23 protein-coding genes and 2 pseudogenes are annotated in these 24,461 nt (G+C 65.4%); 16 read left to right on the forward strand and 9 right to left on the reverse strand.

Features of this window, described 5'->3' with window-relative positions; genetic code table 11:
- Positions 1–23 precede the first annotated feature (23 nt).
- Positions 24–1,337 (forward strand): cytochrome P450, encoded by a 1,314-nt coding sequence (locus A5764_RS06260; RefSeq protein WP_067110149.1) that lies wholly within the window; start codon positions 24–26, stop codon positions 1,335–1,337.
- 147 nt (positions 1,338–1,484) lie between these two features.
- Here A5764_RS06260 and A5764_RS06265 read toward each other — a convergent pair whose 3' ends face one another.
- A complete protein-coding gene (locus A5764_RS06265; protein ID WP_067110152.1) occupies positions 1,485–2,267 on the reverse strand; it encodes a maleylpyruvate isomerase N-terminal domain-containing protein in 783 nt (260 codons plus the stop codon).
- Between the two features lie 198 nt (positions 2,268–2,465).
- Between A5764_RS06265 and A5764_RS06270 the strand changes: the two are divergent.
- The 8 genes and pseudogenes from A5764_RS06270 to A5764_RS06305 all read left to right on the forward strand — a co-directional run.
- Positions 2,466–2,753: pseudogene (locus A5764_RS06270) on the forward strand (2Fe-2S iron-sulfur cluster-binding protein); the annotation flags it as partial.
- A gap of 20 nt (positions 2,754–2,773) precedes the next feature.
- Positions 2,774–3,508 (forward strand): SDR family NAD(P)-dependent oxidoreductase, encoded by a 735-nt coding sequence (locus tag A5764_RS06275; RefSeq protein ID WP_255361065.1) that lies wholly within the window; start codon positions 2,774–2,776, stop codon positions 3,506–3,508.
- Between the two features lie 55 nt (positions 3,509–3,563).
- Positions 3,564–4,832: an SRPBCC family protein gene (locus tag A5764_RS06280; RefSeq protein ID WP_067110158.1), complete on the forward strand. Its 1,269-nt coding sequence runs from the start codon at positions 3,564–3,566 to the stop codon at positions 4,830–4,832.
- 3 nt (positions 4,833–4,835) lie between these two features.
- The gene (locus tag A5764_RS06285; protein WP_067110161.1) at positions 4,836–5,183 is read left to right on the forward strand and encodes a hypothetical protein; all 348 of its coding nucleotides are present in this window, start codon (positions 4,836–4,838) and stop codon (positions 5,181–5,183) included.
- Between the two features lie 22 nt (positions 5,184–5,205).
- Positions 5,206–6,051, forward strand: a complete 846-nt coding sequence (locus A5764_RS06290) for a TauD/TfdA family dioxygenase (protein WP_067110164.1) — start codon at positions 5,206–5,208, stop codon at positions 6,049–6,051.
- 23 nt (positions 6,052–6,074) lie between these two features.
- Positions 6,075–6,608, forward strand: a complete 534-nt coding sequence (locus tag A5764_RS06295; RefSeq protein ID WP_067110167.1) for a carboxymuconolactone decarboxylase family protein — start codon at positions 6,075–6,077, stop codon at positions 6,606–6,608.
- Positions 6,601–7,743, forward strand: coding sequence for an acyl-CoA dehydrogenase family protein (locus tag A5764_RS06300; protein ID WP_067110170.1), 1,143 nt, complete (start codon positions 6,601–6,603; stop codon positions 7,741–7,743). Before A5764_RS06295 ends, A5764_RS06300 begins: the two co-directional genes overlap by 8 nt.
- Positions 7,740–8,975, forward strand: a complete 1,236-nt coding sequence (locus tag A5764_RS06305; RefSeq protein WP_067110173.1) for an acyl-CoA dehydrogenase family protein — start codon at positions 7,740–7,742, stop codon at positions 8,973–8,975. The genes A5764_RS06300 and A5764_RS06305 overlap by 4 nt, the downstream gene beginning before the upstream one ends.
- Positions 8,976–8,984: 9 nt before the next feature.
- Here A5764_RS06305 and A5764_RS06310 read toward each other — a convergent pair whose 3' ends face one another.
- The 5 genes from A5764_RS06310 to A5764_RS06330 all read right to left on the reverse strand — a co-directional run bounded on the left by A5764_RS06310 (position 8,985) and on the right by A5764_RS06330 (position 14,526).
- Complete coding sequence (locus tag A5764_RS06310; RefSeq protein ID WP_231989626.1) at positions 8,985–9,362, reverse strand: hypothetical protein; 378 nt, start codon at positions 9,360–9,362, stop codon at positions 8,985–8,987.
- 49 nt (positions 9,363–9,411) lie between these two features.
- Positions 9,412–10,773: an SRPBCC family protein gene (locus A5764_RS06315; RefSeq protein WP_067110179.1), complete on the reverse strand. Its 1,362-nt coding sequence runs from the start codon at positions 10,771–10,773 to the stop codon at positions 9,412–9,414.
- A 10-nt stretch (positions 10,774–10,783) separates the two neighbouring features.
- Positions 10,784–12,556 (reverse strand): amidohydrolase family protein, encoded by a 1,773-nt coding sequence (locus A5764_RS06320; RefSeq protein ID WP_067110279.1) that lies wholly within the window; start codon positions 12,554–12,556, stop codon positions 10,784–10,786.
- 96 nt (positions 12,557–12,652) lie between these two features.
- Positions 12,653–13,795: a phosphotransferase gene (locus tag A5764_RS06325; RefSeq protein ID WP_067110181.1), complete on the reverse strand. Its 1,143-nt coding sequence runs from the start codon at positions 13,793–13,795 to the stop codon at positions 12,653–12,655.
- 110 nt (positions 13,796–13,905) lie between these two features.
- Positions 13,906–14,526, reverse strand: a complete 621-nt coding sequence (locus tag A5764_RS06330) for a TetR/AcrR family transcriptional regulator (protein ID WP_067110184.1) — start codon at positions 14,524–14,526, stop codon at positions 13,906–13,908.
- A gap of 124 nt (positions 14,527–14,650) precedes the next feature.
- Between A5764_RS06330 and A5764_RS06335 the strand changes: the two genes are divergently transcribed.
- Positions 14,651–15,787 (forward strand): hypothetical protein, encoded by a 1,137-nt coding sequence (locus tag A5764_RS06335; RefSeq protein WP_197501219.1) that lies wholly within the window; start codon positions 14,651–14,653, stop codon positions 15,785–15,787.
- The gene (locus A5764_RS06340) at positions 15,784–16,869 is read left to right on the forward strand and encodes a phosphotransferase family protein (RefSeq protein WP_067110189.1); all 1,086 of its coding nucleotides are present in this window, start codon (positions 15,784–15,786) and stop codon (positions 16,867–16,869) included. The genes A5764_RS06335 and A5764_RS06340 overlap by 4 nt, the downstream gene beginning before the upstream one ends.
- A gap of 24 nt (positions 16,870–16,893) precedes the next feature.
- Here the strand turns inward: A5764_RS06340 and A5764_RS06345 are convergent, their stop codons facing one another.
- Positions 16,894–17,271 (reverse strand): STAS domain-containing protein, encoded by a 378-nt coding sequence (locus A5764_RS06345; protein ID WP_067110282.1) that lies wholly within the window; start codon positions 17,269–17,271, stop codon positions 16,894–16,896.
- 402 nt (positions 17,272–17,673) lie between these two features.
- On the opposite strand from A5764_RS06345, the gene A5764_RS06350 reads away from it, so the two are divergent.
- On the forward strand, positions 17,674–18,810 hold the full coding sequence (locus A5764_RS06350; RefSeq protein ID WP_304441316.1) for a catalase family peroxidase: 1,137 nt from the start codon (positions 17,674–17,676) through the stop codon (positions 18,808–18,810).
- Complete coding sequence (locus tag A5764_RS06355; protein ID WP_067110192.1) at positions 18,807–19,403, forward strand: cytochrome b; 597 nt, start codon at positions 18,807–18,809, stop codon at positions 19,401–19,403. Before A5764_RS06350 ends, A5764_RS06355 begins: the two co-directional genes overlap by 4 nt.
- A gap of 24 nt (positions 19,404–19,427) precedes the next feature.
- Here the strand turns inward: A5764_RS06355 and A5764_RS28765 are convergent, their stop codons facing one another.
- Entirely contained in the window at positions 19,428–19,571 is a 144-nt protein-coding gene (locus A5764_RS28765) for a hypothetical protein (protein WP_197501220.1), read from the reverse strand.
- A gap of 52 nt (positions 19,572–19,623) precedes the next feature.
- Here A5764_RS28765 and A5764_RS27245 point away from each other — a divergent pair.
- Positions 19,624–19,785 (forward strand): annotated as a pseudogene (locus A5764_RS27245) (glutamine ABC transporter permease); the annotation flags it as partial.
- 724 nt (positions 19,786–20,509) lie between these two features.
- Here the strand turns inward: A5764_RS27245 and A5764_RS06365 are convergent.
- Complete coding sequence (locus tag A5764_RS06365; protein ID WP_067110198.1) at positions 20,510–21,184, reverse strand: helix-turn-helix domain-containing protein; 675 nt, start codon at positions 21,182–21,184, stop codon at positions 20,510–20,512.
- A 260-nt stretch (positions 21,185–21,444) separates the two neighbouring features.
- Here A5764_RS06365 and A5764_RS06370 point away from each other — a divergent pair, with 260 nt between their 5' ends.
- Both A5764_RS06370 and A5764_RS06375 read left to right on the forward strand, forming a co-directional pair.
- On the forward strand, positions 21,445–22,170 hold the full coding sequence (locus A5764_RS06370) for an alpha/beta fold hydrolase (RefSeq protein ID WP_067110288.1): 726 nt from the start codon (positions 21,445–21,447) through the stop codon (positions 22,168–22,170).
- An 89-nt stretch (positions 22,171–22,259) separates the two neighbouring features.
- Positions 22,260–23,933 (forward strand): AMP-binding protein, encoded by a 1,674-nt coding sequence (locus A5764_RS06375; protein ID WP_197501221.1) that lies wholly within the window; start codon positions 22,260–22,262, stop codon positions 23,931–23,933.
- Positions 23,934–24,461: the final 528 nt, after the last annotated feature.

Here is a 24,461-nt window from a genome sequence, read left to right on the forward strand (position 1 = left end):
GTCGATACGCAAGGGTGAGCAACATGAAGGCGGACATCAAGACCCGGTCGCATTGGCTGATGGGTTACGGACTGCCCCGTGCGACGCTGCGAGTGCTCGCTCGCCGCGGAGATCCTTTTGCCCGGCTGTTGATCGGTAGCAGCCAGCCTGGGAACGCATCTCGCCTTGTTGAGGAGATACGCCAACGCGGGCGTATGTCACCGGTGGTCGGCAACGGCTGGGTCACCGCCGACGCGCGGATCATCCGCGACGTACTACGCGATGGCAGGTTCCGGACCGCTAAACCGCGCGACCGGTCGCCGTTTCGCGTCGTTCAGCGGATGCTCGCGAAAACCAATCCCCGCGTGCTGAATCCCGTGGAACCGCCGTCACTGCTCGTCGTCGATCCCCCCGAGCATCCGCGGTTGCGACGCCTCGTGTCCCGGGTATTTACGCCACGAGCGATCGATGGGCTTCGTCACCGCATCCGGGAGGTCGCCGACAGCTTGCTCGACGATCTCGAGAACGACACTCACTGCGACTTGGCGGCCACCTACGCGTCTCAAATCCCCATCGAAATCATCGCCGAGATGTTGGGAATTCCGCGCGACGAGACACCGTACCTCTACGCATTCGCCGATCCCGCTACCAAACTTCTCACCACCACGGCCCCGTCCTGGCGCGACTTCCAAACCGCCACGTCGGCCTTGCGCGAATTCGAAAGCTACATCGCCACCCATATCGAGCGCCTCCGTCGCGGCGGCGCCGGCAACAGCATCTTGTCTGCCGTCCTACAAGACAGCGATCTCACCGACACCGAGGTGAGGATGTTCGCGGGACTACTGTTCGGTGCCGGGTTCACCACCACCGCCCTCGCATTCGGTAACGCAGTCGTGGCGCTCGTCGGTCACCCCGACCAACTGGCCCACCTCCAAACACATCCCGAGGGCTGGCCCAACGCGGTCGAAGAGACGCTGCGCTACGACTCCGTGTCGCAAATCGGGATCAGGGTGGCCACCGAAACGCATCAAATCGACGGCCACACCGTGCGGGAAGGCTCGGCCATCTTCGTTCTCATCGGCGGCGCCAATCGCGATCCGGCCATCTTCGAACGCCCCGACGAATTCGACACCACCCGTGCCAACGCCCGCGACCACATCAGCTTTGGCACCGGTATCCATGTCTGCCTCGGCGCGCCGTTGGCCCGCATGGAACTGCACATCGGCCTCCAGACACTCTTCGAACGCTTCCCCCGGCTAGCCCTCGCCGGCGAACCAACTCCGAACAAAAGCACCCTGCTGCACGGCATAAAACACCTACCCGTAAACCTCGGACCCGCAAGGGTCAACACCGGTTAAGGCCGAGCCACGAAGCGCTTGCTAAGCAGCTTGCAATCGGCAGAACGTGAACGGAACTCGCTAACTGCCGGATTGCGTGAGCGCCGTGGCGGAAGCGTCCGCCATTTTGGCCTGCGCCGCTGCGCATTTCGGCGATTTGCCTTCCGATCATTCGACGAGGTCGTCGGCTGGCGGCCGGATACCGTCGTTGCTGAAGGCCGGCAGCAGGTGTGTGAAGGCGGGCAGTAGGTCTGCCGGATCTCCATGCCAGGGCAGCGCTAACAGTTGACGGACACTGCGTCGTCCGCCGAATGCGCGCAGCGCCTCGAAATCAGAGACGCTCAGGGCGACTTGCCCTCGCGTGGATTGCGGGTCGCCGAGCTGTACGGATCCGATTGTGGGGGTGACCAACCGGAGCGCCGGTAGTCCCGCTTGCGGGGTGAATTGATCGCCCGTCGTCGTCACGAATCCCAAAGCGACCTCGTACACGAGATCGCCGGTGCGGGAGCCTGGTTCATTCAGTGCTCCGCGAATGTCGTGCTCATGGGTGAGGGTGTCGAACACAAGCTGGCATGTGGATGCTTGGGGGGCCAGAGGGAGTATGGCCGTCACCGGGTCGATCAGCTGCCCCCAGAGGTCGAGTAACTCGTCGATGCCGTGCTCGCCGAGGCGCTCGACCTGCGCCTGGGTCCAGAAGTCGGCCCCCTTCCTCTCCATGTTGAGCGCAACGATGTCCTGCGCGACCCCGGCTAGGTGCGCAACGGTCTGGCGAATGGTCCAGGCCGGACAGGCCGGCACCGTCAGCTCGGCGACTTCAGCACGGCCGCGGATCAGCGCGTCGACGCGTCGGTAGACGAGGCCGTATGCCGCCGCCGCGTCGGAGATCGGCAACAGTCGCGGCGGTCGCTCGCGCCGCGACTCGAGGCCGTCGCCGTCTTCAATGTTGCGCACCTTGTTGACCTCTCGTCGGGAAGTAGTGTCTCGAACCCATGACGAGCGACCGTACACCAAAAATAAGAAAAGTAAGAGTAGCTTAAGGTAACGGTAAGACGGCGGTCGAGGAAGGTATGCGACATGTCAAGTACTTGATGTTCATAACAAGTACTTGATACTCTTGCCGGGATGGAACCAACGAGTGCGGGGGGCGACGCCGACCCGGCGACGACGGAGAAGGTGACGATTCAACTCGACCGCCGGACCATCACCGTCGCCTATCGAGATGGCGACACACTGCTGCAAACCGCGCGCATGGCGGGCCTGGCTGCGCCGTCTTCGTGTGAAGTCGGCAACTGCGGAACGTGTATGGCCAAGCTGACCGAGGGCAGCGCGCGAATGATCAACAACGATGCGCTCACCGAGGAGGAGGTCGCCGAAGGTTGGGTCTTGACCTGTCAGTCGTTGCCGACTAGTGAATCGATCACGGTGGTCTACGAGTGACAGGACGGTCAGTTGTGAGGGTGGCGGTGGTGACGGGCGGCGCGTCGGGCATGGGGGAGGCCACGTCGCGCGAGCTGGGCCGGCGCGGACACAAGGTGGCCGTGCTCGACATCAACGGCGCAGCGGCGCAACGAGTTTCGGAGGAACTGCGCGCCGAGGGGGTCGAGGCGTTCGGCGTGGCCGCCGACGTCACCAACCGCCCGGCGGTCGAGGAGGCCTTCGCCAAGGTGCGAAGAGAGCTGGGACCGGTGAGTATCCTGGTGACCAGCGCCGGGATGGTCGGCTTCGACCGGTTCCTCGACATCACCCCGGAATCCTGGTCGCGCATCATCGATGTCAACCTCACCGGCACCTTCCACTGCTGCCAGGTGGCACTGCCCGACATGATCGACGCCAAATGGGGCCGCATCGTGATGATTTCGTCGTCGAGCGCCCAACGCGGATCCCCGCGCATGGCGCACTACGCGGCGTCCAAGGGTGCGGTGATCACGCTGACCAAATCCCTGGCCAACGAGTACGCGCCGATGGGAATCACGGTTAACAACATCCCCCCGTCGGGCATCGAAACCCCGATGCAACACCAGTCACAGGACCAGGGGCACCTGCCGTCCAACGACGCGCTGGCCAGCCGGATCCCCGTGGGCCACCTCGGCACCGGTGCTGACATCGCGGCGGCGGTGGGCTTTTTGTGCTCCGAAGAGGCGGGCTTCATCACCGGCCAGGTGCTCGGCGTCAACGGCGGAGCGGTGATGTGAGCGGGACGGAAACCCGTGAAAAGCCACGGGATACGTTCGAGAGAGGCAGGTTCTGATGGGTCGATGGCCTAAGCCGGCGGAGGGCAGCTGGACCGAGCACTACCCGGAACTGGGTACCGGCCCGATCTCCTTCCGGGACTCGACGTCGCCGGAGTTCTACCGGCTCGAGCGCGAGGCGATCTTCAAACGGGCCTGGCTCAACGTGGCCCGTGCGGAGGAGCTTCCCCGGGTGGGCAGCTACCTCACCAAAGAGGTCGAGGCCGTGCCCGCGTCGGTGATCCTCGTCAAAGGCAAGGACGAGGTGATCCGGGCGTTTCACAACATCTGCCGCCATCGCGGTAACAAGCTGGTGTGGAATGACTTTCCCGGCGAGGAAACCAAAGGTGTGTGCCGGCAGTTCACGTGCAAGTACCACGGCTGGCGCTACGATCTCGACGGCGCGCTGACCTTTGTGCAGCAACCCTCGGAGTTCTTCGACCTCGACACCGCCGAGTACGGCCTGCGCCCGGTGCACTGCGATGTGTGGAATGGATTCGTGTTCATCAACTTCGATGAGCCGCCGCGCCAGAGCCTGCGTGAGTTCCTGGGACCGATGATCACCGGCCTCGACGACTATCCGTTCGGCAAGCTCACCGAACGCTACGACTTCCTGGCGCACAACAACAGCAACTGGAAGATCTTCGCCGACGCGTTCCAGGAGTACTACCACGTGCCGTCGCTGCATCCCCAGCAGGTCCCCTCGGCGGTGCGCGACCCCAACGCCGGGTTCGAGTGCGCGCACTTCCAGATCGACGGCCCGCACCGCGTGGTGTCGACCGCGGGGACCCGCCGTTGGCTGCTGGCACCGGAATACATGTACCCGATCGAAAGGGCAACGCGGAGCGGGCTTGTCGGGCCGTGGCGCACTCCCGACATCGGTAAATTGCCGGCCGGACTCAACCCGGGCGGCATAGATCCCTGGGGCATCAGCAATTTCCAGATCTTCCCGAACCTGGAGATCCTCATCTACGGCGGCTGGTACCTGCTGTACCGGTACTGGCCGACGTCGCACAACACGCACCGATTCGAGGCCTACACCGCCTTTCATCCGGCCCGCACCGTGCGCGAACGCATCGAGCATGAGGTGGCCGCGGTGGTGCTCAAGGAGTTCGCCCTGCAGGACGCCGGGATGCTCGGCGGCACCCAGGCGGCGCTGGAAACGGGCATCGTCGACGATTTCCCGCTCAGCGACCAGGAGATCCTGGTGCGCCATTTGCACAAAGAGGTCGTCGACTGGGTCGAGCGATACCAGCGCGAGGCGCAACAGCAGCCGGTAGGGGTGTGAGCCATGGCTTTAGGAAGGAAAGAAGCCCTGCTGCCCAGCGCGTTCGCCGAGCTGGAAGAATTCGCCCAAACCTGGTGTCTGGCAACGGAAGCCGAACGCTGGAACCAGCGCATGGCCAGCAGTATGGCCGACCTGCGCGGGTTCTACGACGCCTTCTTCCCTCGGCTGGAGGAGGCCATCGACTACTGCGACAAGTTCACCCTCGACGACATGCCCGAGGACGCGGTGCACCTGCTGCACCTCGTCTACTCGTTGGTGATGGTCGCGATGGCGGTCGAAATCTTCGGCCAGACGAAACCCACCGACTCCGCCGACGCCATCCTCGATCGCATCGGCGAACCGGCGCCGTAAACCTCCTCGGAAAGGACAGGCGATGAGTCTGCTCACCATCAACAAACTCACCTCCTCGGTTGGTGCCGAAGTCCTGGGCGTCGACGCCGGCCGGCTGGCCTTCGATGAATGGCTTGGCGGCGCCGTGATGGAGGCGTTGGAGGACAACGGCGTATTGGTCTTCCGCGGGCTGGGCCTGGAGCCGGAAGCGCAGGTGGAGTTCTGTCGCCGGCTCGGCGAAGTGGACCACTCCTCCGACGGCCATCATCCGGTGCCTGGCATCTACCCGATCACTTTGGACACGTCGAAGAACTCCTCGGCGGCATATCTGAGGGCCACTTTCGACTGGCACATCGACGGCTGCACGCCCATCGATGATGAGTGCCCACAGAAAGCCACCGTCTTATCGGCCGTTGCGGTCGCAGAGCGCGGCGGCGAAACCGAATTCGCCAATTCCTATGCGGCCTACGAAGAATTGACCGACGAGGAGAAGCGCCGGTTCGGCGCGCTGCGAGTGGTGCATTCGCTGGAGGCCTCACAGCGCCGCATCACACCAGACCCCACCCCCGAGCAGGTGCAGCGCTGGCGGCAACGGCGCACTCACGAACACCCGCTTGTGTGGACGCACCGCAGCGGCCGCAAGTCGCTTGTGCTTGGCGCATCCGCGGACTACATCGTCGGCATGGACATCGACGACGGCCGGGCGCTGCTGAACGAATTGCTGGACCGCGCAACCAGTCCCGACAAGATCTACCGCCACAACTGGTCGGTCGGCGACACCGTCATCTGGGACAACCAGGGCGTGCTGCACCGGGCGGCGCCCTATGATCCCGACTCTGCGCGGGAGATGCTGCGCACCACCGTGCTGGGAAACGAACCGATCGAGTAGACCGCCAACGCGAGGAGCAACACATGCGGCTCACGCCGCTGCCCGACGAGGAATGGGGCGACGAGACCCGCGCTGCCGTGGCGGCCCTGTTGCCGCCGGAGCGCGCCAATGCGCGCGACGCCGGCAATGTGCTGGCGACCATGGTGCGTCATCCCCGGTTGACCCGCGCCTATCTGCGGTTCAACGCCCACCTGCTGCGGGATTCGACGCTGCCGGTGCGGCCGCGTGAGGTTGCGCTGTTGCGGGTCGTGCACCGGCGCGGCTGCGCGTACCTTTGGTCACACCACGTCCCGATCGCGCGGCGGGCGGGGTTGAGCGCGGCCGAGATCGAGGCGATTCGGTGCGACGAGGTGCGCCACGATCCGGACCGCGTGGTAGTCCGTGCGGTCGATGAACTCCATGAGCACGGCGCGATTTCCGATGCGACGTGGGCTGAGCTTGGCCGGCACTTCGACGAGCGCCAACGCATGGATCTGGTGTTCACCGTGGGTGGCTACGGCTTGCTGGCGATGGCCGTCAACACGTTCGAAATCGAGGATGAGGGCCATCATGGCTGACGCCAACTCGCCGGAAAGCGAGTTGTTCGTATCGACCGCGCGCGCATTCCTGGACAAATATGCGTCGCTGCGTCAGGTGCGCGCCCTCCATGCCGCGGGCTTGTCCTTCGACCCGGCGTGGTGGGTTCGCGCGGCCGAGCTGGGCTGGGTCAGCCTGCTGGTGCCCGAAGAGCTCGGTGGCGGCAGCATTTCCGGCGACGGTCTGAAAGACCTGGCGCTGATCGCCGAAAACCTCGGCCACACCGTGGCTCCCGGGCCGCTGCACCCGGTCAGCGTCGTGGTGGCCGGCCTGGCCGAGGCCGACAACCGCGACCAGCACGCGGGAACGATCGAATCCCTGATGTCGGGCGCGGCGGTGGCGGCATGGGCGGTCGACGAACCCCACCGGCCCTTCGCCCCGCAGCAGCCGACCGTCACCGCCACATCCACGGCCGCCGGCTATCGCATCGATGGCGTGAAGGACCGCGTCGAGGCGGGCGCTGAGGCCGAGCTGTTGCTGGTGGTGGCACGCGGCCAGGACGGCCCGCGTCAGTTCCTGGTTCCCGCCGACGCCCCCGGGGTGACCGTCACGGCGCAACGATCCCTGGACCTGGTAAAGCGTTACGCGCGAGTGTGTTTCGACGGGGTCGACGTCGACGCCAGCGCGACGGTCGGGTCACCGGCACAGACGCCGGCGCTCATCGATCGTCAGGCGCAGATCGCCGTGGCGCTACAGTGCGCCGAACTTGTCGGGATTCTCGACACCGTCCTGGCCATGACCATCCGATGGGCGCTGGACCGGCACAGCTTCGGCCGCCCGCTGGCGTCGTATCAGGCCCTCAAACACCGTCTCGCGGACATGAAGATGTGGCTGGAGGCCAGCCGCGGCATCACCTACGCCGCGGTCACGGACGTCGCCGCACGCAGGCCCGATGCGCAGCTGACGGTGAGCGCCGCCAAGTCCTACATCGGCGAACACGCCACCACGCTCGCTCACGAATGCGTCCAGCTCCATGGCGGCATCGGCGTGACCTGGGAGCACGACCTGCATCTCTTCCTGCGTCGAATCACCTTGTACCGCTCGATGTTTGGCACACCTGCCGAACACCACTGGGTCATCTACACGTGGCTGCGAAGCGCACGGTCCGTGGCATGAACGAATCGGTCGACGCATTCGCGGCGCGGGCGCGCGCGTGGCTTGCCGAAAACATGCCGCAGGTCGATCCGGCCCGGCCACCGTTAGGCGACCGCGGCGACGAGGCAGCCTGGCAGCGCGCCCGTGAACTGCAAAAGCGGCTCTACGCGGGGGGATTCGCCGGGATTTGCTTTCCCAGGGACTACGGTGGGTTGGGCCTGGACGCCGCCTATCAAAAAGCCTTCGATGCCGAGACCGTTGGCTACGAGATGCCGTTGATCCTCAACATCCCCACCTTCACTATTTGCTGCGCGACCCTACTCGACACCGGCACGGAAGCGCAGAAACGGCAACATATCTCGGCGGCTCTGCGCGGTGAGGAGGTGCTGGTCCAACTCCTCTCGGAACCTAGCGGCGGCTCGGACCTGGCCGGGTTGATCACCCGCGCCGACCGAGATGGCGACACGTGGGTCATCAACGGCGCCAAGACCTGGAGCACCAGCGCCTTCGCCGCCGACTACGGCCTGCTGCTGGCTCGCACCGACTGGACGGTGCCCAAGCACGAGGGCCTGACGATGTTCCTGGCGCCCATCTACGCCCCCGGTGTCACCCTGCGCCGCATTCAGCAGGTCGACGGGTCGACGGAGTTCTGCGAGGAATTCTTCGACGGACTGAGGCTGGGCGCTGATGCCGTTGTCGGGGACGTCAACAATGGCTGGGAGGTGGCGTCGCGGCTGCTGTATCACGAGCGACGCGCGGTGGGGCACGGATCGGAATACGCCAGCGGGAAGGGTCGCGAACGCTCCGAGGACGCGCTGATCGACTTCTTCGCGCTCGCCGAAGCCGCCGGCCAGGCCGACGACCCGGCCACGCAAGACAAGATCGGGCGGGTGTTCGCGCGCCGAATGGTGCGTGACCGACTCGTCGACCACGTGTCCGCCGCCATGCGGAACGGCTCGCTACCTCCGGCGGCGGGATCCATCATTCGGCTGTTTCACTCCGACGTCACGTTCCTCGAGGTGGACACGGCGATGGAGATCACCGGCGCCAGCGGCGTCATCGACGACGACCACCACCAACTCAAGGTGGGGGAGCGCTACCTGTCCCGCCAAACCGTCGCGCTGGGCGGCGGCAGCGATGAGATGGCTCGCAGCGTGATCGGCGAACGCGTCCTGGGTTTCCCCCGCGAATACGCCGCGGATCGCGGCGTCCCGTTCAACCAGGTCAGGCACAACCTGCGTGCCGGGAGCTGACGCCGGTCATCACATCGGCGCGCCCTGCTGCGCCAAGTTCAGCAGGACGTAGGCGACACAGAAAAGAAAGTTCAAGACGACGAGAATCAAGCCCGCGAAGATCAGCGAGCGGGTGCCGCGGCGCTTCAGGCGCTTGTACTTGGCGGCGCGCGCCTCATGGTTCAGCTGAATCGCGATCAACGCAAAGTTGACATCCGTCACTTCGTCGTACGCGACGGGAGCGCCCGCCGCCATCTGTCGCAGCCGCTCGGGGGCGGTGTGGACACCGACCCGTTGAAAGCGGTGACAGAGCCTCCGCGCCCGCATTCGGCCAAGCGCGTGACATCGCATCTGCACCTGATGCGAGAGTTGCCGTCGTTCGTCGCCCCACGGGTTGGACGGGCTCACATGCGGGATCTTAGTTCGCTTCGGCCCAGTTTCAGAGGGTCTGAGCAGATTATGTTGGCGCGGTTTGGTCGGTCGTGCCGCCGCTCATCCGCTCGCCTTCGGGCGAGCCGTCAGAAAGATTGAGGAAGCGCTCGAGGTTGCGATGCATGTTGATCACGCGTCTCTCCTCGCTGGAGAGCACCAAGTGGGTGAAGCCGGGTTGGTGCAGGCCGCGCTGCAGGCCGGCCAGCAGCTGGATGTCCTGGGTGAGTACCAGGCCCGGCTCGGCTTGTCCGGCCGTCGTGCGCACATCGGTCGGCTTGTTGCGCGACGCGCCGGGCGCCATGCGCGTCATCAAGAAAATGACCATCTCGCCGTGATCGGGGTCCTGGCCGGGACGCGAGCACATAATCGTCAGGTGGTCGGCGTTGGCCAGAAACGTCATGTTCGGAAACACGTTGTACTGGTGCAGCCGGGTGATCCGGTCGGTGTCGGCCCAACCGAGGTCCACCCCGCGGCTGGCCGCGAATTCGCGCGTGCGGTCCGCGATCAAATCCTGAACTGTTTGCCCGGGCCGGCGCTCGTCGGCGGGGAACGGGGTGCCTTCGGGCGCACCCATCAGCGCGCCCTGCGTGTAGACGTAGGCGTCCCAGACCTCTTCGTCGCTCAGCGCGCCGTCAAAGCGCGGGCTCTGCACGCCGTAGGGCTGGTCGGACTTGCCCGTGTGACCCCAGATCTGTTGCGGCGCATGGATGTCGTCGACGCAGCGCAGCAACTCGGGGTGCAGCGTCTGAATGTGGTAGGTCTCGCTGTAGCCGTCGGCGATCGTCTTCCAGTTGGCCTCCACCTCGACGGTGAGCGTGGCGTAACAGCGGAAGTCACCCAACCGGCACCAGGCGATGTCGTCGGGCACCGCCTCCAGGTACCGCAGCAGCGGCATCGCGTCGACGTCGAGGTTGACGAAGACCAGCCCCTCCCAGGCGTCGACCCGGACTGGAACCAGCGGATAGTCGGACATGCGCAGCGAGCCGAAGCCCTTGCGGTCGGGCACGCGCCTGAGCGCGCCGGCCAGGTCCCAGGTCCAGCCGTGGTAGCCGCACTTGAGTTCGCGCAGCCCCGAACCCGAGCCCACGCACACCGAGTTGCCCCGATGCCGGCAGGCGTTCTGGAATGCGCGCAGCACGCCGTCATCCCCGCGGACGATCAGCACCCCGTGCGAGCCGCAGCGGTACTCGAAATAGTCGCCGGGTTCGGCGACGTGGTCGACCATGCAGGCGAGCTGCCACACCCTCGGCCACATTCGTTCCATCTCGAGTTGAGCGAACGCCGGGGAGTAATAGCGTTCGGCCGGCACCAGAGTGGGTGCGGCGGGAGGGGTGCCGATCGCGTCCTCGTCGCGGATGCGGACCGGGTTGCCGACGGGCGCGTTCATGCCCGGTGCCTTAGCGCGCCCCGCGCACCAGCCGACCGGGCCGGGCTCCGGTGTCGACGTCGTCGCGGCGGGTCACGGTTCCGCTGACGATGGTGGCCGCGTAGCCGCTCGCGCCCTGCAAAATGCGGCGTCCGCCGGCCGGCAGGTCGAAGGCCATCGTCGCGGAGTGCAACCGCAGGGCGTCCATGTCGATCACGTTGATGTCGGCCTTCTTTCCGACCTCGAGGGTGCCCCGGTCGGTGAGACCGAACAGGTGGGCGGTGTCACGGGATTGCTTGCGAATCACGTATTCCAGCGACAATTTCTCGCCCCGCTTACGGTCGCGCGCCCAATGCGTCAGCAGGAAGGTGGGATAGGAAGCGTCACAAATCATTCCGCAGTGGGCGCCGCCGTCGGAGAGGCCCAGGACGCCGGCTGGGTGCATCAGCATTTCGCGGATCGCGTCGCAGTTGCCGTCGGCGTAGTTGTACAGCGGCAGCATCAGCATGGCGGTCGTGTTCCGCTCGAGCATCAGGTCGTACAGGGTCGCCAGCGGGTCCTCGCCCCGCTCTTTGGCGATCGCGGCGACCGTGCGGTCCGGGGTGGGCTCGTAGTCGGGGGGGTTGCCGAGCGCGTACAGACGGTGCAAGGAATGCTGCACCAAGGCGAACATCCCGTCGAACAGCAGCGTCGGGTCGACGGGCAGGTCCTCCTCGGACAGGATCGCCGCCTTCACCGCCGGGTCCGCCAGGCGCACCGCCAGCTCGTCGCGGCCGCACTCGGCCTGCAACCGTCGGTAGGTGGGCCGGTGGCTGAAGCCGTGATGGCCCTGGAATCCGATCATCATGCCGAACGGCCGGGCCGCGACCTGTGGGTACAACCGGCTGCCCGCGGCGTGCGCCTCCGCGGAGAGGTCCATCATCTCGCGCCACAGGTTGGGGTCGGCGTCGACCTGGATAAGCGCGAACGACACCGGCCGGTCGATTTCGCCGCTCAGCCGGCGCATCCAGTCCAGCTCCTTCTTCGGGCCGATGATGTCCTCGCCCGCGGCCCCCTGCGGGGCCAGCTCGAACACCGCCTGGCCGCCGGCGGCCATGGCCCGGCCGAGCCCGAACAGCTCGTCCTCGGCCGCGAACGTGCCGGGCACCGGCTCGCCGTCCATCGCGCGGTGTCCCATCGTGCGCGACGTCGAAAAGCCCAGCGCCCCGGCCTCAATAGCCTCGGTGACCAGCCGGCCCATCGCCTCGATGTCGTCGGGCGTCGCCGGCTGGTTGCGGGCCCCGCGCTCGCCCATCGCGTAGGCGCGGATGGCGCCGTGGGCGACCTGGCTGCCCACGTCGACCGCGAATCTGTGCTTGCCGATCGCGTCGAGGTATTCGGGGTAGGTCTCCCAGCCCCAGGTGATGCCCTCGGTGAGCGCGGTGCCGGGGATGTCCTCGACGCCCTCCATCAATTCGATCAGCCATTCCTCGGTCCCGGGCCGCACCGGGGCGAAGCCGACGCCGCAGTTGCCGGTCACGATGGTGGTCACCCCGTGCCCGCTGGACGGCTCGAGCAGGCCGTCCCAGCTCACCTGGCCGTCGTAGTGGGTGTGGATGTCGACGAAGCCGGGCGCCACCACCTGGCCTGTGGCATCGATAGTTTCGGCTGCCTCACCCCGTGTCTCCAGGTCGCCGCCACCCTGGTGGTCCGGAAGGCGGGCGATGTCGACGATCTTGCCGTCCTTGATGCCGATGTCGGCGCGATAGCGCTCCGCGCCCGTCCCGTCGACGACGGTGCCACCGATGATCTTGAGGTCGAACATGAAACTCTCCTTGCCGCCGACGCACCGCATTACGCTACGCGTAGTAGCGTAACTCTTGCGGCGGCCATGGCAATACCTTCGGCCGAATTTCGGTGGCTACAGGGACCTCTTCAGTGCCGCGATGGTGTCCAGGTCGTCGAGCGCCGCGACACCACGGCGCAGGCCTTCCATGGCGATGCCTTCGTCCTGCATTCCGCCCATCCCCGCGGTGATCAGGGGCGCGACATATCCGTACAGCGCGCCCTGCCGGTAGCGCAGCCACAGGTCGTCGCGGGCCAGGTCGGGGCCGCCGGCGGCGGACAGCGCGCGCCGGTAGTCGTCGAGCAGGTCGCGCTGAGTCGCCCGGCGGTCTTCCGGCGTCAGGCTGGTGATCAACGTGTACGCCAGTTCGCGTGACGGGTGTCCGCGCCGCACCGCCTGCCAGTCCAGCAGCCCGGCCTTGCCGCCGTAGAAGTACATGTTTCCCGGATGGGCGTCGCCGTGCATGACCGTGTGAGGGGGTGTGTCGATCAGCGCGGCGACGGCACGGTAGTTGTCGGCGATAAAGCGGCCCTTTTCGATGGGGACGGTGTTGCGGGTGCGCTCGGCGAGGCGGTTGATCGAGGCGTGCATCAGCGAGCCGGTCAACAGAGAGGTGACGTCCCCAGACGGCGTGTAGAGCCAGCCCAGCGGCCCCCGCCCGTCGCGGGGCAGCCGATCCCAGAAGGTGGCGTGCAGGTCGGCCAGCACCTCGAGGATGAGGCTGGCCTGGTCGGGGGAAAGCGGGCGCAGGGTGTTGGGAAACTCGCACGACTCGGCCGGGAGGTCTTCCAGCACCAGCAGGTAGCGGCCCGTCCACGGTTCGAATGCCGCACCGTAGCACCACGGGACGCCATTGACCTGCGGGGCGAGTTGGTCGTAGAAGCGCACCTCGGTGTCTCCGAGCCGGCCGAGTTCACCCATCAGACGGGTGGCCGCGGTCTTTGCCGCAAGCTTGACGAACACCGACTCCGGTACGTCTTTTCCGGTCAGCACCAGCCGGGCCCGCGACGACGTCCCCGCGTCACTGCCAAGGACACGGACCGATCTGACGGCCGTCCCCATGATCCGGGAGAGGACGGCAGCGTCGATGTCTTCCACACTGCGGGGCAGCCCCAGTCGGCCGCCCACCACCGCGTCGGTGGTCACCCGGCCGACGCCCCGGGCCAGGTGCCCAGCCAAGCCGATAAGCGAGAAGGCCTGTCCCACAGGGTTATTCATATCGAATCCATCCTGGTCGGGAATTCCCTAGCCGCGGCCTGGGCCGCTCCATCCGCGCAGGCAGCGTCAGACAAAAATAACTCAACGTCTGGACATCAGACAATAGGCAGTTATTGTCTGATCTGTGGCACCAGGGCCCGCACCACAAATTGCCCGACGAATTCGCGTTTGTCGGCCACCGGGCGGTACCGCCACGAGGGCGCCAGCAAAAACAAGGTCGCCGTGTGCAACCACTGGACGACCGACCGAAAATCGAGGTCGTCGTAAAGACGTCCGGCCCGCTTCCACCGGTTCAGCAACGGCTCATAGTGCCGCAACAGCAGTTCCACGAATGGTTCCGAACCCCGCTCCAGTGCTGTGCCCATGGCGGTGCTCTCGGCGGCGAACAGCGCCTTGTTCAGCGGGTTGCCGTCCACCGACTCGACGCGCGCGAGGATCATTTGGGGCACCGACCGCACGGGGTCGTCCGGGGCGGGCAGCGAGCGCACCAGTTCGGCGAGCGCGTGGTCGATACGCATCAGTACAAGACCAAGCAGGACGTCGTCGCGGCCCGGGAAGTACCGATACACCGTCGACCGCGACACCCCGGCCTCGTCGGCCACTTCGCCCATCCGGAACTGTGTGTTTCCCCGGCGCACGATGCAGCGACCGGCGGCGTCCAGGATGCGTCGGCGCGCTTCCTCGTCGTCAAGGATCGCGCGGTCGGCGCCCCACCACCGGCTCGGTTCCATGGCGCCGATGTTACGGGCCGCGTTGCGGTGCTTCGTTATCTGACGCCCGAGGGGACCGCGGTCAGGACAGGAATCGCCGGAAAGCGTTGGGGTCGAAGCAGGTTCGCAGCGAGAGGGGGCGATGATGGGTTACTCTGCCGCCGATGAGTCGTTTACCCACCAGCTTCCGACAACCTTCGACCGGGTCCACAATCCCGACCCGACGTGGTCGGACCGGTGCTACTTCTTCGCCGCGTCGCCGGACGGCACCATGTTGTTGGCAAGCGGCTACGGCAACAACGCCAACACCGCCAGCGGGCTGGGCTATGTCAAGGTCAGCCTCGCCGACGGCCGGCACTGGGATCTCTTGTCGGGCCGGCCCGTCACCGGGGGCGACCGCGACGAACTCTGCGCCGGCCCCATGCGCTGGACCTGCGTCGAGCCGCTCAAGAAGTGGAGACTCGACGTCGAACCCAACGAGTCCGGAATCGAGTGGGAGCTCCACTACCAACCCACCGCACCGATGTGGGAGCTGCTGCCCATGAAGGTGCGCGGTGAGGGCGGCCAACTACTGGCCGACATGTACCACATGAAGGAACCCGGGCGATGGAGCGGCTGGGTGAAGATCGACGGAGAGCGCGTCGCCGTCGACGGATTCCACGGCGGGCGCGACCGCACTTTCGGCGTGCGCGTCTCGGACAAGATCGACTTCTGGTTGTGGCTCGACGCCGGTTTCGACGACCATGCCATCGAGGCGTGGATCATCGAATCATCCGATGGCACAGTGCGATACGTCGACGGTGGAATCACTCGGTCGGACGGCACACTGTCGCGCCGATTCGTGAAGATAGAGCACGATGTCGAATTCGACGGGGACCGCAAGCGGCCCGCTCGCGCGGTGCTGGTCTTCACCGACGAGGACGGCAAGCTCTATCGCGTCACCGCCGATGCCCCGCACCAGCAGGTCAACGCGTACTACGGGCTGCCCATGGCGCACTGCCAATACGAGGATCTGGGCGGGGGCGGCTACTTCATCCACTTTCGTTGGGACAGCATGGATTCCGGTCAGTTGGCCGAGACCGAGAGCAAATCGATGGCGCTCGACCAGCTGATGCGATTCGAGCATGACGGCCACCGCGGCTGGGGAGTTTTCGAATTGCTGATGGGCGGTCAGGGTTACCGCCGCTACCCCAATTGGGCGGCGATGGACATGTCGGCGTTCACCCAGGACAAGACCCCGGTCGATCGCCTGCGCGCGGACAGCGAAGGGGTTCGTCGATGACGTTGGGCGCCGACCTCGGGCCGCGTTTGACCGCCTGGCTGCGCACCCGGCTGTCCGACGCCGACGACGTCCACATCGAGGGCCTCGACCGGGTGAGCTTCGGGCATTCGGCCGAGATGCTGATGTTGAGCGTCATCACGCGGCGCGGTGATCAGGCGACGAAACAAGACGTGGTGCTGCGTCAGCGCCCGAAGCCGCCCGCGCTACTGGAGCCCTACAACCTGGCGCGTCAGTTCAGGATCCTGCGGGCACTGGCGGACACCGCGGTCCGCGTTCCCCGGGCGCTGTGGCTCGAGGAAACCGGCGACGTGCTCGGAAGGCCCTTCTTCGTGATGGAACGCGCCGCCGGCACGGTCTACGAAATGGAATCGCCGGCCGGCATCGGCGACCAGACGGTGGCGCGGATGTGTCGGAGTCTCGTCGAACAACTCGCGGCGATCCACACCGTCGACCTCACCCAAACGGGCCTGGACACACTCGACGACGGGAGCGACCACCTCGACCGTGAACTCGGCCACTGGGCCGCGGAGATGAACCGGGTCAAGCGGGATCAGCTACCCGCGCTGGAGCGGCTCCAGCAGGAGCTGCATGGCGGCAAACCGAAGCCGTGCCCGAAGGTCACCCTGGTGCACGGCGATGCCAAACCGGGCAACTTCGCCTTCACCGGCGGCGAGGTCAGCGCGGTCTTCGACTGGGAGATGGCGACCGTCGGCGATCCGCTGACCGACATCGGATGGCTGGAGATGCTGTGGATGCAGCCCGTCGGGATCAATAGCCATCCCGCGGCACTGACCATCGACGCGCTGCTCGCGCACTACGAGGCGGTCAGTGGCATCAAGGTCGAGAACCGCTCGTGGTATCGCGCGTTCAACGCCTACAAGATGGCCGTCATCTGCCTGATCGGCGCGATGCTCGTCGAAGACGGCCACAGCGACGATCAGAAGCTCGTCCTCGCCTCCTACGGCACGTCGCTGATGACGAAGGTCGGGCTCACCGAGCTGGGTGTCGACGAACCCCTCGACGATGGGCCGGTGCTGCCGCGCGAAGAACGCATCCAGCAGGTGCTGGCGCACGCAACCTAGGTCACGCGGCCATCGCAAACGCCTTCACCCCTCGGCGATACCGCTCAGCGCGTCATCGAGCGTGCTGTGAATCGACAGGATGCTGTCCAAACCCATGAGCTTGATCGGCCTGCTGGTGGCGGGGCCGTTGGCGACCACCGCGAATCGAGTGGGCGGCGTGACCTCGGCCTGCGCGGTCACCAAGACGGTCATCCCCGCCGAGGCGAGAAAATCGACCTTGGACAGATCGACGATCAGTGCCGCGGGCCCGTCGGCCGATGCTGTGTGAATCGCCTCGGCAAGCTGCGGCGCGCTGAGCATGTCCACTTCACCCGAAACGCTGAGCACGACCGCCTCGTCGATCTGGCGTTTGCCCACCTCGAAGGCCGTCGGGTCGACTGTGTCGCCGGATTGTTCGACCATGCTCACTCACATTCATCACTTGTCGGACACCGACATATCAACAGCCACTCGTAAAGCCGGGGCTGTTGCTTCAACCCACGGAAGGCGCTTCGTAGAGTCGAACACTCCATCGATTATCCGCCGCTGGGCCAAGCGGCCAGCCACGCGTGTTTAGTAGATGGTAGGTCACGCGGAAACCGGCACGTCCAGCAGTGGGGCCGGCTGGTTCGCCCGATTCAGGCGGTGTCGCGTCCGCGGACCGGAATCCGACTGAACCAATTCGCGCGACGCCACGTAGTTGGGTCGTGAGCGAGGGTCGCCGCAAGAGTTGCGTACGCCACCGACCCGTGGGTGAATTGCGTCCGCCGAGTTCGTTATCAGGCTGCGCCGCTTGGCCCCCAGATGTGGGAGAGGACGGTGGGCATGGAGCCCGTTGATCAGGATGGCCAACACGACGACAAACCAGGCGAAACCAAGCCCCCGCATCCCCGCCGCGTCACGCTGACGCGGCGGGGCGCGTTGCTTGGCATGGGCGCGGTCGCCGGTTTTGCCGCGGTGGACGTCGGTGGGTTCGCCTATGCGGGCGGCTGGCTGCGGCCCGGCAGCCCGCTCACCCCGCCGCGGTTCGCCGATCGCTTCGAACACATCTACGGCCGCCATGACGGTTTCCGGCGAAATCACGCCAAGGGACTCAGCGCCACAGGATCGTTCGCGAGCGCCGGCGCGGGCGCGGCCATCTGCCGGGCGACAGTCTTCCAGGCGGGCACCGTCCCGGTCGTCGGCCGGTTTTCGCTGGGCGGCGGCCTGCCGGATCAGGCCGACAAGCCCGAGACGGTTCGCGGCCTGGGCCTGTTGTTCCAGGCGCCCGACGGCCAGCAGTGGCGCACCGCGATGGTCAACGTTCCGGTCTTCACGGACAGCACGCCGGAGGGGTTTTACGAGCGGCTGCTCGCGTCCAAACCGCTGCCGGAAACGGGCAAGGCCGACCCCCAGAAGATGGCCGCGTTCCTCGATCGCCATCCCGAGACCGCCGCGGCGATGAAGATCATCAAGCAGTCTCCGCCCAGTGCGGGGTTTGCCGACAGCACGTTTTACGGGCTGAACGCCTTCTGGTTCACCAACAGCGCCGGCACCACCGTGCCCGTGCGCTGGTCCGTGGTTCCCCAGAACACCGGCGGGGCCGTTGCTGCGGGGCCGTCGCACGGCAAGGACTTTCTCTTCGACGACCTCATCCGCACGCTGGCCCAGCGGCCGCTCCAGTGGCGGCTGGTTCTCACGGTGGGCGAGCCGGGCGACCCCACCCACGATGCCACCAAACCGTGGCCATCGTCGCGGAGGTCCATCGACGCCGGCACCATCACCATCACCGCAGTGCAGACCGAGGAAGCCGGCAACGCGCGCGACATCAACTTCGACCCACTGGTTCTGCCCGACGGCATCACGCCGTCCGACGATCCCTTACCCGCGGCGAGGTCGGCGGTCTACGCGCGCTCCTTCACGCGTCGCGCCGAGGAGCCCAAGTCGCCCAGCGAAGTCAACGTTGCGAAGGTGCGGCCATGACCAGCGAGACACACGAAACCGCCACGGCCCCAGCGCGTTTCGCCCTGCCATCCCGGATCCTGCACTGGCTGATGGCGCCTATGGTCATCGCGCAGCTGCTCATCGGGGTGATCATGATCGCGTCATTGACCTACTACCCGCTGCTGCTGGCCATCCACCGGCCGTTGGGCATTCTGATCCTGGTGTTCGCGGTGGTGCGCCTGGCGAATCGGCTCACCCACCGGCTGCCCCCGTTCCTGGCCACGATGGGCCCCGCCGAACGCCGCGTCGCGACCTGGTCGGAGTACCTGCTTTACGCCTTGTTGCTCATCCAGCCCCTGATCGGGTGGGCCATGCTGTCGGCGGCGCGGTTCCCGGTCATCCTGGCGGGGGCCGTTCACCTGCCCGGCATCGCCCCGCACAACATCGATGTGTACGGGGCGCTGCGGCAGGCCCACAACGTCTTTGCCTTCCTGCTTTTCCTGACGTTCACCGCGCACGTCTGCGCGGTGCTTTTTCACACGCTCGGCCTGCGCGACCGGCTCCTTGATCGCATGGCGCTGTGGCCCACCAAACCCGCGGCACCACAGCAGGACGACACCGTGCGACCATGACGCCCGTGACGTACCAAAGCGACCTCACCGGCCTGGTCGTCGTCGACCCACTGCGTGCCGCGCATGCGCCAGGTCCTCGATGCCGCGCGGGCGGCCGGCCTCCGGGTGTTCTATGCGCTGCACCGCCGCGATCTTCGCCGCCGACCAGGTGGCCGAAGCGATAGCCACGCGCTGAAAATTGACCCTGCCCAGAAAGGGCGGACGGCGGTAGCGTCTGACCATGCTGTTCGCGGCCCTTCGCGACATGCAATGGCGAAGGCGGCGCCTTGTCATCGCGGTCATCAGCACGGGGCTGGTGTTCGCGATGACGCTGGTGCTCACCGGACTCGCGAACGGCTTCCGGGTCGAGGCGCAGCGAACCGTCGACTCGATGAGGGTCGACGACGCCCAGGACCCTTACGAACACGACGAGACGACACCGCGCCACCTTCACAGAGTTAGCGAGTGTTGCATCGACTACTGGAACCCACCTCTACCGCAAAGGGTCAGTTTTCAGGAAGCTTCAACAAAGCGGGGTAGTAAGTCCGCGACCCAAGGTCCGATGGTGGCGCGACGGTGAGAGCATGGCCTTGTAGGCATGTGAAAATGCTTGGGACACAGGGCGATTAGATCACACGGCGAGCCGGCAGCCGTGCATATTTAAGTATTTGAGGGTGGGCAAGGGGTATCGAACAGTGGAGGGCGGACGATGCAATGTTCCTGGGGCAATTGGCCGCCAACTCGCGTCGCGATGACGGGTGTCCCGCCGGACTCTTCGATCGCTGCGGCTGCTTCGCCGTATGCCTGGCCGTCGTAGTCAGCGGCGGCGGCCGCCCCGGCACACAGTAGCGCCGCCGACAACCCCATCGCTCCGATCACACCAGTCCCCAGAACAACGAGATGGTTCATGTGTGCTCCGGGCATCCGGATTGACCCTCACACTCAACTCACGGTCTGTTGACAGAACCCGGTGTCGCCCACCGATGCTGAGAGAACTCTCAGCGAGCTGCGCCTCGGCGCCGAAGCACATTCGGTCCCGTGGCAGCGCGGGCATCACCTTGACAGCAAGAGCCACGGCGACCGAGCCTCGGCGCAGTCAAAGCGCGAAGCAAGGCGAGCGCAATGTGCTACATCGCTTTGGCGGGGTTGGGTACGTGCAGGTTCCAGGTCGGAAGTGCCCGGCGCAGCCTCTGCGGACCCCCGACTGTGATTTCGCCGGTGCGAAGCACGTCGCGCCACGTACGGGCACCCCGGTGCCAGTCGACAAACGCCCGTGAGCTGGCCTCAACGGTGACGTCAACCTGGCCGCCGGGATCGGAGGCGCACATCTCGGCATCTCCGTGCTCGATCAATATCCAGAACCGCCGCTTGCTGGGACGCTCTTCGGGAAAGGTGAAGGCGATTACTGTTCGGCCTTCTGGCAGGTTAGATCGGTCGAGCTGTACCTGGCACCAAGCCCACAGTGCGTAGGCGGGATCGGATTGCTCCGCGGTGACGTCCGTCCACCGTTCGCCCCACGTTCCCAGAGCCCTAATCACCCCGGCGAGGTCGGCGCCGGCGTCGGTAAGTCGGTAGGTGTGCCCACGGCCAACGGGTTTGGGCTGGGCTTCGATGATTCCCGCACGCTGCAGTTCGTCGAGGCGCTTCATCAACATTGAGCGAGACATCGACGGCACTCCGTTGGCGATCGCCGAGAAGGTGTCGGCGCCAAACATCATGTTGCGCACGATCAACGGATTCCACCTCTCGGCGAGGATCTCCGACGCCGTTGCGACGGGGCAGTACTGACGATAGGTGGCCATGTCATCAATTGTGCAGCATCGTACGCACCCGTGGAGTTCTAAGTTAGGACTTCACGGTGCGGCCGTAATCTCCGAGCATGGGGTCGTGACGTTCGAAGCGCCCAATGCGGTCCCGGCGTTGATTACCCGATTCGCACGCAACGCGATGCCGGGTGTACTCGCTTTGAACTCACCCGCTCCCACTGCCCAAGTCAGACAGCTCGCAGAGTACGCATCGGCATTCTGCCGTGAGTGAAGCCCACCAAGGAGACGACCAAACCATGTCAACCTTCGTCCTAGTTCATGCCGCATGGCACGACGGATCCGTCTGGAACCCAGTGATCAGCCGCCTGCAAGACCGCGGTCACACTGCTTTTGGGCCAACCGTTGCGGGACACGGCAAGGGCGTCTGCAAACACGTTAGCCACGCCCAGGCGACCCAGTCGATCGTGGACTTCATCGTCAGCCGCGATCTCACCGACATCGTGTTGGTTGGCCATAGCTTCGGCGGCAGCATCGTTTGCAAAGTCGTCGAGGCCATTCCCGAACGTGTTCGGCGGCTTGTCTTCTGGAACGCATTCATCCTCAACGACGGGGAGTGCATACTTGACGTGGCGCCGCCGCACTTTCGCGCGTCGTTTCAACAGCTCGCGGAGGCCTCGTCGGACAACACCGTGATGCTGCCATTCTCGATTTTTCGCGAGACGTTCATCAACGACGCCGATTTGGACGTCGCCACGGCGGCGTATGCGCAGTTGTCGCCGGAACCGTACCCGCAGATGGCCGAGCCGCTGGATCTGCGGAAATTCTACGAATTGGACACGCCACGGAGCTATCTCAACGGAACCGACGACATCGCGCTCCCGCCAGGCGAATGGGGGTGGCATCCCAGGATGTCGTCCCGGCTCGGGCTGTACCGGCTGGTGCAAATGCCGGGCAGCCATGAACTCATCTTTACCAATCCAAACCTATTGACTGACAAGATCATCGAAGCTGGACGCGACTGAGCGGGATAGTTGCGAGGCCCGCGAGCCGGTCCGATGGTGCGCGAGAGTGTTGGCGTGCTGGATTATTCGATCAACTTTAGGGAGTTATGGTGTCGTACTTGATGATTCGTCCGCCCGAGTCGAGGGCGAAAGAGTACCGCGCCGCAGGGGTGTGGCGCGGCGTTGGGCCGATCGGTGATTTACGCCGGTGGCGGGATGAGAGTCCGCAGGCGTTGGCAATCAGCGCGTTCGGGGCCTCCGGTGCACCGGTGCTGATCGACTATCGTGGTTATGCGTCCCTCGTCGAGCGCTTTTCGGGTGCACTGTACGAACTTGGAGTGCGGCAGGGGCATGTGGTGGCAATTCAGTTGCCGAATTGCTGGCAGGCTTTGGTGCTTTACCAGGCGGTGGCACGGTTGGGAGCCATCGTCGCACCGACCATGACCACGATTAGACCGCGTGAACTGGAGCGAATGCTCCGGCGCGTGGAGGCGCACGTCTGCATCACCGTGGACCGATGGGCGGGATTCGACCACGCAGATGCATTGCGCGACATAGCGTCTCGATTGCCGAAATTGCGGCATCGGGTAGTGATCGGGCAAGCCCGGGACGGTGATATCGAGTTCGCCTCGATGTTCGAGGAGACCGCCTGGGAGCAGCGTCATTCGGTGGCGCTCGACGATGTGAGGGACGATCCGGACGCGGTTTCGATGGTCATCTTTACTTCAGGTACTACTGGAGAACCCAAAGCGGCACTGCACACCCATAACACCGTTTACACCTCGTTCGCCGGCCTGTGCGAGGCGCTGCGTTTCGAGCAGTCGGATGTCGTCTTCTGCCCACACGCACTCATGCACCTCGCGGGCCACTTGTTGGCCCACACGGCCTTGACCACGGGCGCCTCGATCGTTCTGCTTGACTCCTGGTCGGGGGCGCGGGGTCTGCAGGTCATGGTCGAGAGTCGCACCAGTCGAATGATGGCGGCGCCGGTGTTCATCTACGACCTGCTCACAGCCACCGGAGAGCGAACAGGTCCGAACGATCTTCCACCCCTGCGCACGATGGTGACCGGTGCCACCACGGTGCCTGCGCCACTGGTAGCCGACGTCCAAAAGGTGTTCGGCACGCCACTGCAGACGCTCTGGGCGATGACAGAAGTCGGGATTGGGACGGCGACCCGTACCGACCATCCGCCGGACTGGGCCGCTCACAGCGACGGCAGTCCGTTGCGGTCAGTGGAACTGGATCTGCGATCGGACGACGAGATCAACCGCGAAAATCCGGGCAAACTCTTCATACGAAGCGGTGGCGTGTGTGTCGCGACGGTGGGGCGCGACACCGGTGACGTGGTGGTGACTTCCGAGTTCGACGACGGCTGGTACGAGACCGGTGACTTGGCAGTTCCGGATGGCCTCGACGGGATTCGGCTGATGGGTCGTGCCGGTGACAGGATCGGCGGGGCGTTCATGATTCCGGTGAACGACGTCGAATCCGAATTGCTGCGTCATCCAGGCGTTCAGGACGTGGCCCTGGTGGGCTATCCGGACGGGCAAGGCGGCGAGCTGGCTTGCGCGGTGGTTGTTCCCGCCGGCACGCACCAGGTGATTTTGGAAGAACTGCGCGAGTACCTCGGCGGGCTGGGTATGACGTACTGGTACATGCCAACCCGGCTGGTGTGTGTCGACGCGCTCCCTCGCAACGGCATGGGCAAAGTTCGCAAGGCGTCGCTGCGGCGATGGCTGAAGGGCGAAGTCAGCTTGGAAGACGTATTAACCGATGTTTAGCGGAACGCTGTCGGTTCGATATCAGCGGTAGGCACGGAGGCTCGCGCCGTATCTGCAACGCGCCAGCGCCACGGTCGCGGAAGCGCCAGCGCTTGTCATCGGTGTTGGGGAACGCCCATGGCCGGATTGCGTAGGGTATGTCACTTTGAGCAGATGGTGAAATGCTATGCAAACAGTGCGCCTTCCGAGCCAGCTGTTACGTCTATGCGTCTGTTCCTCTGGGAATCAGCGCGCGTGTTGGTGGCAATACCCTCGAAGATCTCCTCGTAAGGCGCGTTGTTGCCTGCTGACAGCACACCGCTTTCGGGAGGCTCTAGTGCCCTTGGCTGACCGGCCGTCTCGATGCGCATCCAGTGCACGCAGATGTGCACCACGCGCACGAACATGTCACCGGAGTCGCAACCGTGTGCGGGCGCCCTAGCGTCGTAAACGACCGCAACCGCAAACCGCCCGGCAATCCATTGTGAGAAACCATCGCAACCTCAAAGGACATCCGCCATGACCGCACCTACGAAGATCCACCCGGTG

Origin of the sequence: Mycobacterium sp. 852002-51057_SCH5723018 (genome assembly GCF_001667035.1) — a bacterium.
In the GTDB taxonomy this organism is placed as follows: domain Bacteria; phylum Actinomycetota; class Actinomycetes; order Mycobacteriales; family Mycobacteriaceae; genus Mycobacterium.

Excerpts from the sequence above, each read along its gene's own strand:
- A5764_RS06295 (WP_067110167.1), top strand. The coding sequence starts at position 6,075 with ATGCGGCTCACGCCGCTGCCCGACGAGGAATGGGGCGACGAGACCCGC.
- A5764_RS06285 (WP_067110161.1), top strand. The coding sequence starts at position 4,836 with ATGGCTTTAGGAAGGAAAGAAGCCCTGCTGCCCAGCGCGTTCGCCGAG.
- A5764_RS06365 (WP_067110198.1), bottom strand. The coding sequence starts at position 21,184 with ATGGCCACCTATCGTCAGTACTGCCCCGTCGCAACGGCGTCGGAGATC.
- A5764_RS06340 (WP_067110189.1), top strand. The coding sequence starts at position 15,784 with ATGACGTTGGGCGCCGACCTCGGGCCGCGTTTGACCGCCTGGCTGCGC.
- A5764_RS06320 (WP_067110279.1), bottom strand. The coding sequence starts at position 12,556 with ATGTTCGACCTCAAGATCATCGGTGGCACCGTCGTCGACGGGACGGGC.
- A5764_RS06325 (WP_067110181.1), bottom strand. The coding sequence starts at position 13,795 with ATGAATAACCCTGTGGGACAGGCCTTCTCGCTTATCGGCTTGGCTGGG.
- A5764_RS06290 (WP_067110164.1), top strand. The coding sequence starts at position 5,206 with ATGAGTCTGCTCACCATCAACAAACTCACCTCCTCGGTTGGTGCCGAA.
- A5764_RS06260 (WP_067110149.1), top strand. The coding sequence starts at position 24 with ATGAAGGCGGACATCAAGACCCGGTCGCATTGGCTGATGGGTTACGGA.
- A5764_RS06315 (WP_067110179.1), bottom strand. The coding sequence starts at position 10,773 with ATGAACGCGCCCGTCGGCAACCCGGTCCGCATCCGCGACGAGGACGCG.
- A5764_RS06280 (WP_067110158.1), top strand. The coding sequence starts at position 3,564 with ATGGGTCGATGGCCTAAGCCGGCGGAGGGCAGCTGGACCGAGCACTAC.
- A5764_RS06330 (WP_067110184.1), bottom strand. The coding sequence starts at position 14,526 with ATGGAACCGAGCCGGTGGTGGGGCGCCGACCGCGCGATCCTTGACGAC.
- A5764_RS06345 (WP_067110282.1), bottom strand. The coding sequence starts at position 17,271 with ATGGTCGAACAATCCGGCGACACAGTCGACCCGACGGCCTTCGAGGTG.
- A5764_RS06370 (WP_067110288.1), top strand. The coding sequence starts at position 21,445 with ATGTCAACCTTCGTCCTAGTTCATGCCGCATGGCACGACGGATCCGTC.
- A5764_RS06355 (WP_067110192.1), top strand. The coding sequence starts at position 18,807 with ATGACCAGCGAGACACACGAAACCGCCACGGCCCCAGCGCGTTTCGCC.
- A5764_RS06300 (WP_067110170.1), top strand. The coding sequence starts at position 6,601 with ATGGCTGACGCCAACTCGCCGGAAAGCGAGTTGTTCGTATCGACCGCG.
- A5764_RS06305 (WP_067110173.1), top strand. The coding sequence starts at position 7,740 with ATGAACGAATCGGTCGACGCATTCGCGGCGCGGGCGCGCGCGTGGCTT.
- A5764_RS06350 (WP_304441316.1), top strand. The coding sequence starts at position 17,674 with ATGGAGCCCGTTGATCAGGATGGCCAACACGACGACAAACCAGGCGAA.
- A5764_RS06335 (WP_197501219.1), top strand. The coding sequence starts at position 14,651 with ATGGGTTACTCTGCCGCCGATGAGTCGTTTACCCACCAGCTTCCGACA.